Below are 13364 nucleotides of genomic sequence, written 5' to 3'. Positions count from 1 at the left end.
TTAGTAACGATAATCATTATCAATGAAAAAGATTATCAACGGGTGAGGTATAAAAGAATTATAGCTTAGGGGAAGTGAACGAGAATGAGTTCTGGATAGAATTATTAATCTAATAAAATATATATGTAGGACAAGTTTCATATAGTTAAAATTTATTGAGAATATAGTTTGGAAATTCGAGAGGAGATATTTAAAGATGAATAAGAAGTTATTTACATTAGGTATGGTAACAGTTTTAAGTGTAGGACTAGCAGCATGTAATAGTACGGATAAAACTTCAGGAGAAAAAACTCAACAGACAAAGGCTAGTGAGACGAAAAAAGACGAAAAACGAAAAATTACATATTTAGGTAAAGAATATACAGTGCCAGCAAAAGTAGATAAAATTGCAACAGCTAGTTTAGAGTCAATGGAAGATGCAGCAGTACTTGGAATTAAACCAGTTGGTGCGATTACGGTTGGTGGTAAATTACCAAAGTATCTGGAGAAAGATTTAGAAGGTGCGAAATCTGTTGGTGAGAAAATGCAACCAAATTTCGAAACATTACTTCAATTAAAACCAGACGTTATTACATCTAGTACGAAATTCCCAGCAGAAACAGCTGAAAAGTTTACGAAAGTAGCTCCTACATTCCCGGTATCACATGTTTCAACAAATTGGGAAGATAACTTAAAGTTAATGGGAGAATTAACTGGTAAAAAAGATAAAGCAGAAAAAATTATTAAAGATTACAATGCGGACGCTGAAAAAGCAAAAGCAAAACTAGGAGATAAGTTAAAAGACAAAAAAGTCCTTGTAATCAGACTAAGAGCAAACGAATTATTCCTATACCCAGAAGGAGTATACTTCAACCCTGTAATTTATAAAGATCTTGGATTAACTGTTCCAGAACAATTGAAAACTGTAAAAGCACAAGAGAAAATTTCATTTGAAAAACTTGCTGAACTAAACCCAGATTATATTTTCTTACAATATGAAACAACTGAAAATAAAAACCCGAAAGTGCTAGAAGAAATTGAAAGTAATCCAATTTGGCAAAGTATGAATGCTGCGAAAGAAAAGAAAGTATTTGTAAACGTTGTTGATCCAATGGCACAAGGTGGTACTGCTTGGAGTAAAACAGCGTTCTTAAAAGAAGCAGTGAAAAATTTATCTAAATAATACAATAAGTAAGGTGCGTTGAATGATATGCAGAAAACAAATGCAATACCAGTAACTATATTATGTATAGCGCCCATACTCATCTTATTTACAGTTATACTTTCTATTTTGTATGGGGCGAAAAGTATTGATGCTCAAACAGTGTGGAACGCGTTATTTCATTTTGATTCAAGTGATGTAAATCATAATATTATTATTACTTCACGTTTACCAAGGGTAGTTGCAGCTCTTTTAGTCGGAGCATTTCTAGCCATATCAGGAGCACTTATGCAGGGGATGACAAGAAACTATCTTGCATCCCCTTCTATTATGGGTGTGACGGATGGGGCAGCTTTTGTTATTACACTTTGTATGATTTTTCTTCCGGGAATGTCATCGATTGGTATGGTTGTATGTTCAATGATTGGTTCTGCATTAGGAGCCGGTATCGTATTTGGTTTTGGTTCGCTCCTTCAAAATGGTTTATCGCCAGTTCGGTTAGCGATTATTGGGACAGTTATTGGAACATTTTTAAGCAGTGTGTCTGCTGCAATGGCTTCATACTTCCAAATTTCTCAAAATGTTAGTTTTTGGTTTAATGCAAAATTAGACCAAGTAGACCCTAATATCATTAAAATTACGATACCATTTGGGATAATTGGAATAATTTTAGCACTGTTAATATCAAAATCTATTACGATTCTCTCTTTAGGCGAAGAAGTTTCTATTAATCTAGGGCAACGTACAAAACTAGTTAAAGCGATGGCAATTTTATCGGTTATCTTTTTAACAGGAACGGCAGTTGCTTTAGTGGGGAAAGTTGGTTTTGTAGGTTTAATTATTCCGCATATTACTCGCTTTATAATTGGGGTAGATTATAAGTGGATTTTGCCATGTGCAGGCGTTATTGGTGGCGTTTTTCTAGCGTTATGTGATGTTTTAAGTAGATTTGTAAACTATCCATTTGAAACACCGATTGGAGTCGTTACCTCCTTAATTGGAATTCCTTTCTTCCTTTATTTAATCCGTACAAGAGGAGGAGAGAGACATGCTTAAAAGTTCAAGTCAACGTTTTGGAATGACGATGGGGATTATTATATTTTTAATACTATGTGCTATTTATATTAGTTTAACGAATGGTACGTTTGACATTACGATTACAGATGTATGTAAAACACTCCTTAGAATAGATCCAGTACCAGACCATGATTTAGTTATTTTGGAGTTTCGTCTTCCGCGCATCGTAATTGCTGGGTTAGTAGGATTAGGCCTAGGCGTTGCGGGTGCTGTTATTCAAGGTATTACGAGAAATGGATTGGCAGACCCGGGTATTTTAGGAGTAAATGCCGGAGCAGGAACAGCGATCGTCATCTTTATGTTTTTCTTTCAAGGACAATTAAAGAGCACGGACTGGGTTTCTATTATGATGATGCCAATGTTTGGTTTAGTTGGCGGATTAGGTGCAGCTATCATCATTTATCTGTTTTCTTGGAAAAACGGTAAGTTAGATTCGCAGCGTCTTTTATTAACAGGGATTGCAATTGGATCAGGATTTGGAGCATTTTCTATGTACCTATCACTCAAAATGAAGTCAACTGATTTCGAGATGGCTGCAGTTTGGGTGTCAGGCAGTATATATAGTGCAAACTGGAAGTATATTATTGCAATGTTACCGTGGCTTATCATACTAATTCCACTTATACAAAAGAAAGCTTATTTATTAGATTTATTTCAATTGGAAGAAACGAGTATTACAAGTTTAGGTGTTTCAGTAGAAAGAGAGAAATCAATTTTACTACTAAGTAGTATCGGACTTGTAAGCGCATGTGTTGCAGTTTCAGGAAGTATTGGTTTCATCGGATTAATGGCACCGCATATAGCGAAAAGACTTGTCGGTATTCAGCATAAGCATATCATTCCTACGTGCGGCGTAATCGGAATGTTTCTTGTAATTGCTTCAGACTTTATTGCAAAAACAGTTTTCACACCTGTAGAGTTACCAGTTGGAATCGTTATTTCTATTGTCGGTGTACCTTATTTCTTATATTTACTTTATAAGGCGAAAGCGTAAGAGGAGGAATAAAAGTGAGTATTTTAAGTGCGAAAAATTTAGAAACAAGTTATGAAAAGCTTACAGTGTTTCGCGATTTAAATGTGGAAATACAAGAAGGAAAAGTAACGACAATTATAGGACCAAACGGGTGCGGTAAATCGACATTGTTAAAAACAATGGGAAGAATTTTAAAGCAAAAGAGTGGTAAAGTATATTTACAAGGACAGGATCTACATACAATTCCAACGAAAGAAATTGCAAAGCAGCTAGCATTGCTACCGCAAACTCCAATTGCGCCAGGAGAGCTTAAAGTAGAAGAATTAATTTCTTATGGACGTTATCCACATCGAAATAATGTAAGTAAGTTAACTTCAAAAGATAAAGAGATGATTGACTGGGCATTAGATATAACGAAAACTTCTGCATTTCGAACGAGACAAATTGCAAATTTATCAGGTGGTCAACGACAAAAGGTATGGCTAGCAATGGCTTTAGCACAAGAGACAGAAGTGTTACTACTAGATGAACCAACTACATATCTTGATATGTCTCATCAATTAGATGTATTACAAATTGTGGAGAAGTTAAATAAAGAACATAATTGTACGGTCGTTATGGTACTACATGATATTAATCATGCAGCAAGGTTTTCAGATGAAATTATTGCAATGAAGGAAGGGGAAATTGTTACAACTGGTAGTCCAGAAGAGATTATTACAAATGAAGTATTAAAAGAAGTATTTCATATTGATGCACGTGTCATGATTGATCCATATAATGGGTCTCCTGTTTGTTTCGGTTATGATAGCGTTGTATCTCAAGAAGAAAAAGTAGAAATATATGTAACGAGTTAAGAAGGGGGGATATAAGATGAACACTACGATTGAAAAACAGCAGATTATAACATCTAATACAGAACAGTGGAACATGTATTCAAAAATAGAAGGTAAGGAATATCAAATTCATATTTCAAAGCCGAGGCAACCAGCATCGGATTCAGGATATCCTGTCATTTACGTATTAGATGGGAATGCCTTTTTTCAAACATTCCATGAAGCGGTTAAAATACAATCAGTTAGAGCAGAAAAAACAGGTGTTTCACCAGCCATTATAGTAGGTATTGGTTATCCAATCGAAGGGGCGTTTTCAGGTGAAGAAAGATGTTATGATTTTACGCCTAGCGTAATTTCAAAAGATGCGGCTTTAAAACCAGATGGTAAACCTTGGCCTAAAACAGGAGGAGCACATCATTTCTTTACTTTTATTGAAGAAGAATTAAAGCCGCAAATTGAAAAGAATTTTGAAATTGATAAAGGAAAACAAACATTATTTGGGCATTCACTAGGTGGTCTATTTGCTTTACATATATTATTTACAAACGTAAATGCCTTTCAAAATTATTTTATAAGTAGTCCATCTATTTGGTGGAATAACCAATCTGTGCTTGAAAAAGAAGGAAATCTTATAAATGAATTAAACAATGCAAAGGTTAAAACAAGAGTATTTCTTACAGTTGGTTCACTAGAACGAGAGCATATGGTTGTAGGTGCTAATGAATTGTCAGAGCGCCTTCTCCAAGTAAAACACGATCAGTTTCGGTTTACGTTTTATGAGGCTGAAGGGGAGAATCATGCATCAGTTGTGCCGACTTCTTTAAGTAAAGGATTGAGATATATTAGTTATGTATCCATTGATTAAACGGCTAGTGATTTGAGTGAATCTAGGTTAGTTAGTGGAACGATTGTTAATAAAATGCAAACAAAAGGCTATGGAGAAATTCTCCATAGCCTTTTGCTTTGAGAAGTAGAATTGTCCTTTTTGAAAGTTTTGTTTCAACTTTTCGTCTAAAGAGACAAAAAGTTGTCACAATTCGGTCACAATTAGCATAAACATAAAATAGACGAAATGAACTTATTTCCAAAAAGGCTTAGTTTATTTTCATCATGATTCGTAGAGCTGAAAAGCATGGATGAAAAGTTCACTATATTCTCAAGGAGGTAGATCGTATGAAAACTATTCTCGCTATCGCTGGACTTATTTGGGTTTTATCGCATGGTATCCCAATTTATGAAGGAGAACAAATTCGCAGTGCTCTAAATAAAAATTTTAATGAATATCATATCATTGATCGGCAAGATAACGTTGTGACAGTTCGTGTAAATGACTGTTTTCATACGGTAACCGTTGAAGGAACTTCAGTAGTGAATGATACAAAAGTATGTGATCAGCAATAATTATATATAGGAAGAAAAAGTCTCAATTTACATGTGTGAAGATTGAGGCTTTTATATTTGGGAATGAATAATAAGCGGGGATGGACAACCCTCGCTTATTATTGTTTTTTGAAAAAAGGAAAGGGTATAATGAAAATTAAGACTGAGAAGCTAACAATGTGTTAAGAATAATCATAACGTGGAAATATACTCATATGGGGTATCATGCATAGATATTTAATGCTATAATTGGTATACTCGTAAAAGTAATTGTTTTATTGGATGAAGAGAAACTTTAAGAAGGTGATAATATGGGGCATAAAGAGCATGAAGCAGTAACACATAGATCAGAAAAAGAAAAAGAGCAAATTATAAATAGATTGAAGAGAATTGAAGGGCAAGTTCGGGGTATTCAAAATATGATTGAAAATGATCGGTATTGCGTGGATATTTTAGTGCAAATTTCAGCGATTAATGCAGCGATGAAAAAAGTAGGAATGGGTGTATTAAAAAACCATACAAGTCATTGTGTTTCAGGTGCTATTAAAGATGGAAATGGTGACGAAGCAATTGAAGAATTAATGACAGTATTTGAACGTTTTTCAAAAGCGTAAAAACAAGCTAGTATGTAACTGGCTTGTTTTTTTGTTTACCTTTATATAGGATTTCAAGGTATGGGTGTGAAAAAGTGTATGTAAAATAAAGTTTTAGAAAATAATTGAAAAATCATGATACAAAACCATTGATTACCTTAGGGGGGTATGGTAAGATGTAATTGTGATTAACAAACAATGAAGAAACAAGAGGAGGATTTTAAATGGAACAGTTAACATTACAAGTTGAAGGTATGTCTTGTGGACATTGTGTAAATGCTATCGAAAGCAGTGTGAAAGAACTAAATGGTGTTGAGCAAGTAAAAGTTCAATTAGCAGAAGGAACTGTTGAAGTTATTATCGACTCGTCAGTTGTAACATTAAAAGATATCGTTGCTGTAATCGAAGATCAAGGATACGATGTTCAATAATTATTTTTAGATATGGAAATAAATCGTACTTTATAGGAAGTACGATTTATTTTGCTAATAATTATACCTCATAAGGGTATATAGAGGTGAGAGACATGAATGAACAAAAAGAGGCCAATCTTCAAATATCAGGAATGACATGTGCAGCATGTGCAAATAGAATTGAAAAAGGTCTAAAAAAAGTAGAAGGTGTTCATGATGCAAATGTAAATTTTGCACTTGAAAAAACCAAAATAATGTATGATCCCCAAAAAACAAATCCGCAACAATTTAAGGAAAAAGTTGAATCGTTAGGATATGGAATTGTAAGTGATAAAGCTGAATTTACTGTTTCAGGAATGACATGCGCAGCATGTGCCAATAGAGTAGAAAAGCGTTTAAATAAGTTAGAAGGTGTGAACGAGGCGACAGTAAATTTCGCTTTGGAATCGGCTACAGTAGATTTTAATCCTGATGAAATTAATGTAAATGAAATGAAGAGTGCAATTACGAAATTAGGATATAAATTGGAAGTGAAATCAGATGAGCAAGATGGATCAACTGATCATCGCTTACAAGAAATTGAGCGACAAAAGAAGAAGTTTATCATTTCGTTTATTTTATCATTCCCGTTACTGTGGGCAATGGTAAGTCACTTCTCGTTTACATCGTTTATTTATTTACCTGATATGCTTATGAACCCTTGGGTGCAGTTAGCTCTTGCAACGCCAGTTCAATTTATCATTGGTGGACAGTTTTATGTTGGGGCTTATAAAGCGTTACGTAATAAAAGTGCTAACATGGATGTTCTTGTGGCACTTGGAACGTCGGCCGCCTATTTCTATAGTGTATATTTAAGCATTCAATCTATCGGTTCTTCGGAACACATGACAGATTTATATTTTGAAACGAGCGCGGTACTTATTACACTAATTATTTTAGGTAAATTATTTGAAGCAAAAGCAAAGGGACGTTCATCAGAAGCAATTAAAAAGTTGATGGGTTTACAAGCAAAGACAGCTACAGTTGTGCGAGATGGAACAGAAATGAAAATTTTAATCGAAGAAGTAGTAGCTGGTGATATCGTTTATGTAAAGCCTGGTGAAAAAATTCCGGTAGATGGTGAGATTGTAGAAGGAAAGTCAGCAATAGATGAATCGATGTTAACAGGTGAAAGTATTCCAGTTGATAAAACAATTGGGGATGTAGTAATCGGTTCTACAATGAATAAAAATGGATTTTTAAAAGTGAAAGCAACTAAGGTAGGAAGAGATACTGCATTAGCTCAAATTATTAAAGTAGTAGAAGAGGCTCAAGGTTCAAAAGCTCCTATTCAAAGGGTAGCAGATCAAATTTCAGGTATTTTCGTACCGGTTGTAGTTGTGATTGCTATTATCACATTTGCAGTGTGGATGATATTTGTTACACCAGGCGATTTTGGCGGAGCACTTGAGAAAATGATAGCAGTACTTGTTATCGCTTGTCCATGTGCATTAGGTCTTGCAACGCCTACATCTATTATGGCTGGATCAGGAAGATCAGCTGAGTATGGTATTTTATTTAAAGGCGGAGAGCATTTAGAAGCGACGCATCGATTAGATACGGTTATTCTAGATAAAACAGGTACTGTGACAAACGGGAAGCCTGTGTTAACAGATGTAATTGTAACAGATGGATTCCATGAAGAAGAAGTACTACGTTTAGTAGGTGCGGCAGAAAAAAATTCTGAACACCCACTTGCGGAAGCAATTGTAGAAGGAATTAAAGAAAAGAAAATTAATATTCCAAGTTCAGAAACGTTTGAAGCGATTCCTGGATTCGGTATTGAATCAGTTGTAGAAGGGAAACAATTATTAATTGGTACACGCCGATTAATGAAGAAATTCAATATTGATATTGAAGAAGTTTCTAAATCAATGGAAGAGTTAGAACGAGAAGGCAAAACAGCAATGCTTATTGCAATCAATAAAGAATATGCTGGTATAGTGGCTGTTGCAGATACTGTAAAAGATACTTCAAAAGTAGCTATCGCAAGGCTTAAGAAAATGGGTCTAGACGTTGTTATGATTACAGGAGATAATACACAAACTGCTCAGGCAATCGCTAAGCAAGTTGGTATTGATCACGTAATTGCAGAAGTATTACCAGAAGGAAAAGCAGAAGAAGTGAAAAAACTGCAAGCGCAAGGTAAAAAAGTAGCAATGGTTGGAGATGGAATAAATGATGCTCCTGCTCTTGCAACGGCGGATATCGGTATGGCAATTGGGACCGGAACGGATGTAGCGATGGAAGCGGCAGATATTACGTTAATCCGTGGTGATTTAAATAGTATTGCTGATGCAATCTTTATGAGTAAGATGACGATAAGAAATATTAAGCAAAATTTATTCTGGGCACTAGCTTATAACGGCCTAGGAATCCCGATTGCAGCGTTTGGTTTCTTAGCACCTTGGGTTGCTGGAGCAGCAATGGCATTTAGTTCTGTATCCGTTGTATTAAATGCATTACGATTACAAAGAGTTAAATTAAAACCTTAAAAAGCTACATTAAGTAATTGAATAGAATTAAAAAACAATACTTGAATAAGTATTGTTTTTTTGTTCGTATAGAAATTAAAACGATATAATAAAGCAGAAATATTGAATCGTAGATGATAGAAAAGTTAAATGATAGTGTAGTAAGGAGACTTAAATATGTTAAAAGATACAATCATTAGGGCCTTCCATAAAGATGATTTAGACCAAGTATTACAGTTGTTCTATGAAACAGTTCATACAATTAATGCAAAAGATTATAACGTGTTACAGCTACAGGCATGGGCACCAGATCGACTAGATAGAGAAAGTTGGTTACATTCTTTAGAGAAGAATATTAGTTATGTAGCGGATTATAACGGTGTGATAGTGGGATTTGGGGATTATAATGATGATCATTACATAGATCGTTTATTTACACATAAAGATTACCAAGGGAAAAAGATAGCGTCATACATACTACAGGAGTTATAGAAAGAAGCAGTGAACCTAGGGCATAGGGAGATATATACAGAAGCGAGTATTACGGCAAAACCTTTCTTTGAAAGCAAAGGCTTTATTTGCATAAAGGAACAAAAGAAACAGCATAACGGTCAGATTTTTATTAATTATGTAATGAAAAAAATAGCCTTCTCATAAACGAGAAGGCTATTTTTTCATTATTTTACAGCTTCTTTAAGTTCTTTACCAGCTTTGAAAGCAGGTACTTTAGAAGCTGCGATTTGCATTTCTTCACCAGTTTGTGGGTTACGGCCTGTACGAGCAGCTCTTTCGCGAACTTCGAATGTACCGAATCCGATAAGTTGTACTTTTTCACCAGCAGCTAAAGTGTTAGTGATTGATTCTACTACAGTTTGTACAACTACAGTAGCTTCTTTTTGAGAAATCTCAGCATTTTGTGCTACGTTTTTAATTAATTCTGTTTTGTTCATGTTTTTCACCTCATATGTAAATAATGCTATTTAAGTTGTTATTATAACGTATAAAACATTCGAGAACAAGTGTACGCACGTATATTCGTAAAAAAAATGGGATTTGTAATATTTTTCAGGATTGCTGTATAGTCGTTCCATTTAAGCGGATACAGATTTTTTCTTTAATGCAGTTTGTTCTTCTTTGGAAGGCAGTTTCTTTTTATAAGATATAAAATAAGGTAATGCCACAAATAACATACCGCCTACTAAGTTTCCAAAGAAAACAAAAATAAAGTTTGGAAAATATTCAATCCAAGTTAAATGACCGGCAAAAATTGCAGCTGGGATGACAAACATATTGGCTACAACGTGTTGAAATCCAATTGCAACAAAAGTCATAACGGGGAACCAAATACCGATAATCTTGCCGATAAATTCTTTACTTCCCATGCTAAGCCAAACAGCTAAACAAACGAGCCAATTACATCCGATTGCAGAAATGAAAGCTTGTAGTGGTGTATCTTGTAGTTTAGCTTGCGCAACAGAAACTGTTTTTGCTAAAAAAGCTCCCTCTGTTAATCCGACGACATGGCCGAAAAAATAAGCAACGAATACAGCACCTACGAAGTTGCTAAACGTAACAATAATTAAATTTCGTATGAAATAAAATAAAGTAATTTTCTTTTGAATCCAGGCCATGGAAACTGTCATCATGTTACCAGTTACTAGTTCACCGCCTGCAAGAATAACGAGAATAAGACCGATAGGGAATACAGCAGCGCCTAGAAAACTAGTAAATGATCCCCAAGACTTTGGCATTGTTCCAATAACATGAATATCGAGTAAATACCCTAATGCTATGAAAGCACCGCCAAAAAAACCGAGAATTAGCATAGGGAGTAATGATAAATGGGCTTTTTTTCTTCCAGAATTAGCAGCAAGTTCCGTAATTTCTTCTGGTGTAAATACAGACATGAATAATCTCTCCTTAATAAAATGATGAAATAAATAGATGGAACATTTTTAAGAATCTATGTATTATAAAAATATGTTATGACTTCTGTATAAATTTGTCAAAGTGAGCAGTGATAAAATAGGATATAACTAACATTGTTCGTGTTGTCACATTCATGTAACAATAAGGCTTTAAAGTACGTCTAGAGGTGAGAACATGAATACGAATTATGTAAAAGAAGAACAGAAAAAATCAATTGTCAACATATCTATAATCAGTTTCATAAGTATAGTAATGATTTCTATAAGTTTGTATTTTTATGCGACAGAAATAGAACGAAAACTAGTAACAGTTACGTGGAATGAAATAGAAGCTTCTACAATTCCTAAAGAGTTTCATAATAAAAAAATATTGCAGTTTTCAGATGTACATTTAGGGCCAGAATTCACACTGAAACAACTAGAAAATTTGGTGGAGAAGATGAATGCGTTACGTCCAGATGTAGTAGTTTTCACAGGGGATTTAATAGATAAGTTTGGATCGTATAAAGCTGAAAGAGAAGAAGCGAAAGGTATTTTACAAAAAATACATGCGCCCTTAGGGAAATATGCAGTGTTTGGGAATCATGATAGAGGCGGAGGAGGTAGTTTATTTTATAAAAAATATATGGAGGAAGCTGGTTTCACTGTGTTAGTAAATGAAGTGCAGAAAATTAAAGCGGAAAACGGCAAGTATATTACAATATCAGGTTTAGATGATTTTTTATTAGGGAAGCCACAAATAGATTCGACTTTAAAACATGTAAGACAAGAAGATTTCAATATGCTATTAGTACATGAGCCGGATGTTGTAGATAAAGTAACTCGTTACCCGGTTGATGTGCAACTGTCAGGACATAGTCACGGAGGACAAGTTCAAATTCCTTTTATAGGTCCGTTAATTACGACAAAACTAGCTGAGAGTCATGTTGAAGGTATGTATGAATTAGAAGGGAAGAACAAGCCATTATATTTATATGTAAATCGAGGGATTGGGACAACCCGAATGCCTGTTAGATTTTGGAGTGTACCTGAACTTTCAGTATTTGTATTGAAGCAAAATAGTAACTAATGTATTCAATTCCGTATCATCATTCTCAACTTGATATTGATGAACGAGTGATGTTAATCAGTGGTAAATCACTTTTAAATCTCATAGATAGTTATATAAGAGATGGAAAAGAATCTCTTCATCATGTAGAAGTGAAAAAATAATTTGCATAAATAAAAACAACAATAGGTCATATAAAACCTATTGTTGTTTTTATTATTTTTGCAAGGGGATCGCATCGAAATATGTTCTATAGTTACTAGAGAATTCAAAGTTGTTTTTTGCATCCCAATTAATAGACCAAGACATTAGACCGCGGAATGCAGGATAGCCACTCTCATTTGAAAGTTTATACTTTCCTCCGAAAGGAATTCCCTTAATGATATAATCTAAAGCTTTTTTCATTTCAGTTGGAGAAATATACCCACCACTTGGAGCGGCCGCTGGTGCTGCAGGAAGTCCAATCATTACTTGATCCGAACGAAGAGCTGGGAACATGTTATTTGCATTACCACCTACAGGAAAACCATGTAAGAGCATATCTGCCATAGCGACCTCGTAGTCTGCAGTACCTTGATTGTAGTTATTACCGTCCATTCCAACCCCGCTGCCAGCGTTGTAGTGTTGAACGTGAATGTATGTCAGTTTGTCTTTCACTCCGTAAATAATCGGTAAATATGCCCCCCAGATGCTTCCGTATGCGCTATAACCTCCTTGAACATAAGCTGTTTCAGGAGCCATACTTAATAGAAAGTCGGGACCATAATGATCTGAGATTGTTCGAATAGCCGAAATAAGATTTACGATTTGAGGAGTAGTTGGGTTTTTGAAATTAGTGTCATTTCCGTTTAAGTAAATACCTGATTCAAGGTCAATATCTATTCCATCAAAACCGTATTTATCGATTAGAGATTGTATGGAATTAATGAAACGTTGCTTAGCAGCATTGTCAGGAAGTAAAACGACCCCGTTTTGTCCACCTATTGAAAGAACTACTTTCTTTCCTTTACTTTTTAAATAAGAAATATCTGATTTGAATTCTACATCTGTACCATACACAGGAGAAAATTCAACAGTAGAACGATCACCACCAGTTTCCCCGAAAGATACATTGATTACATCCCATTTTGGTGAAACGTCTCTTAATTTAATAATGCCAGTACCGTTATCAAAGTTATGCCAGTATCCAACGAGTAGTTTTGATCCTAAATTGTTTGCTGCTTGTGCTTGAAAGGGGGCTAGTGGTAGTAGTAAAAAAATTACTAACGTACAACAAATGAATTTGAACTTGTTTAACATATCAACACTCCTATACAAAAAGTTGTCTAGATGTATAATCTTGTTTATTTAATAATATCTGAAAATTCATTCTTTTGTAAGGTGACTATAATTTTCTCAACAATTGTATATGGAAAATTAGTAAACCTAATGTAATAATTTTTGTAGGAGTTTGTATTACATT

13 protein-coding genes and 1 pseudogene are annotated in these 13364 nt (G+C 34.6%); 11 read left to right on the top strand and 3 right to left on the bottom strand.

Going from position 1 to position 13364, the window contains the following annotated elements:
* Window positions 1–196 precede the first annotated feature (196 nt).
* The 10 genes and pseudogenes from ACTFSI_RS00665 (at window position 197) to ACTFSI_RS00620 (ending at window position 9583) form a co-directional block, all read left to right on the top strand.
* Window positions 197–1162 carry an iron-hydroxamate ABC transporter substrate-binding protein gene (locus tag ACTFSI_RS00665; RefSeq protein WP_138321283.1) on the top strand — a complete coding sequence of 322 codons (966 nt, stop codon included), beginning with the start codon at window positions 197–199 and terminating at the stop codon, window positions 1160–1162.
* 27 nt (window positions 1163–1189) lie between these two features.
* Window positions 1190–2197 (top strand): FecCD family ABC transporter permease, encoded by a 1008-nt coding sequence (locus tag ACTFSI_RS00660; RefSeq protein ID WP_440045199.1) that lies wholly within the window; start codon window positions 1190–1192, stop codon window positions 2195–2197.
* Window positions 2190–3212 carry a FecCD family ABC transporter permease gene (locus tag ACTFSI_RS00655; RefSeq protein WP_044791636.1) on the top strand — a complete coding sequence of 341 codons (1023 nt, stop codon included), beginning with the start codon at window positions 2190–2192 and terminating at the stop codon, window positions 3210–3212. Before ACTFSI_RS00660 ends, ACTFSI_RS00655 begins: the two co-directional genes overlap by 8 nt.
* 14 nt (window positions 3213–3226) lie before the next feature.
* A complete protein-coding gene (locus tag ACTFSI_RS00650; RefSeq protein ID WP_138321287.1) occupies window positions 3227–4048 on the top strand; it encodes an ABC transporter ATP-binding protein in 822 nt (273 codons plus the stop codon).
* 16 nt (window positions 4049–4064) lie between these two features.
* Window positions 4065–4892 (top strand): alpha/beta hydrolase, encoded by an 828-nt coding sequence (locus tag ACTFSI_RS00645; RefSeq protein ID WP_138321289.1) that lies wholly within the window; start codon window positions 4065–4067, stop codon window positions 4890–4892.
* Window positions 4893–5200: 308 nt separating this feature from the next.
* Entirely contained in the window at window positions 5201–5428 is a 228-nt protein-coding gene (locus tag ACTFSI_RS00640) for a hypothetical protein (protein WP_000849103.1), read from the top strand.
* A gap of 290 nt (window positions 5429–5718) precedes the next feature.
* Window positions 5719–6021, top strand: coding sequence for a metal-sensing transcriptional repressor (locus ACTFSI_RS00635; protein ID WP_000509876.1), 303 nt, complete (start codon window positions 5719–5721; stop codon window positions 6019–6021).
* A 203-nt stretch (window positions 6022–6224) separates the two neighbouring features.
* The gene (copZ, locus tag ACTFSI_RS00630; protein WP_000436971.1) at window positions 6225–6431 is read left to right on the top strand and encodes a copper chaperone CopZ; all 207 of its coding nucleotides are present in this window, start codon (window positions 6225–6227) and stop codon (window positions 6429–6431) included.
* 95 nt (window positions 6432–6526) lie between these two features.
* Window positions 6527–8947, top strand: a complete 2421-nt coding sequence (locus ACTFSI_RS00625) for a heavy metal translocating P-type ATPase (RefSeq protein ID WP_275893670.1) — start codon at window positions 6527–6529, stop codon at window positions 8945–8947.
* Between the two features lie 156 nt (window positions 8948–9103).
* A pseudogene (locus tag ACTFSI_RS00620) lies at window positions 9104–9583 on the top strand (GNAT family N-acetyltransferase).
* Between the two features lie 20 nt (window positions 9584–9603).
* Here the strand turns inward: ACTFSI_RS00620 and ACTFSI_RS00615 are convergent.
* Both ACTFSI_RS00615 and ACTFSI_RS00610 read right to left on the bottom strand, forming a co-directional pair.
* Window positions 9604–9876, bottom strand: a complete 273-nt coding sequence (locus ACTFSI_RS00615) for an HU family DNA-binding protein (protein WP_001043904.1) — start codon at window positions 9874–9876, stop codon at window positions 9604–9606.
* A 141-nt stretch (window positions 9877–10017) separates the two neighbouring features.
* Window positions 10018–10833: a formate/nitrite transporter family protein gene (locus ACTFSI_RS00610; RefSeq protein WP_275893669.1), complete on the bottom strand. Its 816-nt coding sequence runs from the start codon at window positions 10831–10833 to the stop codon at window positions 10018–10020.
* A gap of 196 nt (window positions 10834–11029) precedes the next feature.
* Between ACTFSI_RS00610 and ACTFSI_RS00605 the strand changes: the two genes are divergently transcribed.
* Complete coding sequence (locus ACTFSI_RS00605) at window positions 11030–11923, top strand: metallophosphoesterase (protein ID WP_440045198.1); 894 nt, start codon at window positions 11030–11032, stop codon at window positions 11921–11923.
* 195 nt (window positions 11924–12118) lie between these two features.
* On the opposite strand, the gene ACTFSI_RS00600 is transcribed toward ACTFSI_RS00605, so the two are convergent.
* Window positions 12119–13201: a chitinase gene (locus ACTFSI_RS00600; protein ID WP_070806718.1), complete on the bottom strand. Its 1083-nt coding sequence runs from the start codon at window positions 13199–13201 to the stop codon at window positions 12119–12121.
* Window positions 13202–13364: the final 163 nt, after the last annotated feature.

It is taken from the genome of Bacillus cereus group sp. MYBK101-2 (genome assembly GCF_051918845.1).
GTDB lineage: Bacteria > Bacillota > Bacilli > Bacillales > Bacillaceae_G > Bacillus_A > Bacillus_A paranthracis.
This window is presented reverse-complemented; position numbering and strand designations above follow the sequence as displayed.

Coding starts and splice junctions, on each gene's coding strand:
- ACTFSI_RS00660 (WP_440045199.1), top strand. CDS start 1,190: ATGCAGAAAACAAATGCAATACCAGTAACTATATTATGTATAGCGCCC.
- ACTFSI_RS00645 (WP_138321289.1), top strand. CDS start 4,065: ATGAACACTACGATTGAAAAACAGCAGATTATAACATCTAATACAGAA.
- copZ (WP_000436971.1), top strand. CDS start 6,225: ATGGAACAGTTAACATTACAAGTTGAAGGTATGTCTTGTGGACATTGT.
- ACTFSI_RS00640 (WP_000849103.1), top strand. CDS start 5,201: ATGAAAACTATTCTCGCTATCGCTGGACTTATTTGGGTTTTATCGCAT.
- ACTFSI_RS00600 (WP_070806718.1), bottom strand. CDS start 13,201: ATGTTAAACAAGTTCAAATTCATTTGTTGTACGTTAGTAATTTTTTTA.
- ACTFSI_RS00635 (WP_000509876.1), top strand. CDS start 5,719: ATGGGGCATAAAGAGCATGAAGCAGTAACACATAGATCAGAAAAAGAA.
- ACTFSI_RS00605 (WP_440045198.1), top strand. CDS start 11,030: ATGAATACGAATTATGTAAAAGAAGAACAGAAAAAATCAATTGTCAAC.
- ACTFSI_RS00615 (WP_001043904.1), bottom strand. CDS start 9,876: ATGAACAAAACAGAATTAATTAAAAACGTAGCACAAAATGCTGAGATT.
- ACTFSI_RS00625 (WP_275893670.1), top strand. CDS start 6,527: ATGAATGAACAAAAAGAGGCCAATCTTCAAATATCAGGAATGACATGT.
- ACTFSI_RS00610 (WP_275893669.1), bottom strand. CDS start 10,833: ATGTCTGTATTTACACCAGAAGAAATTACGGAACTTGCTGCTAATTCT.
- ACTFSI_RS00665 (WP_138321283.1), top strand. CDS start 197: ATGAATAAGAAGTTATTTACATTAGGTATGGTAACAGTTTTAAGTGTA.
- ACTFSI_RS00655 (WP_044791636.1), top strand. CDS start 2,190: ATGCTTAAAAGTTCAAGTCAACGTTTTGGAATGACGATGGGGATTATT.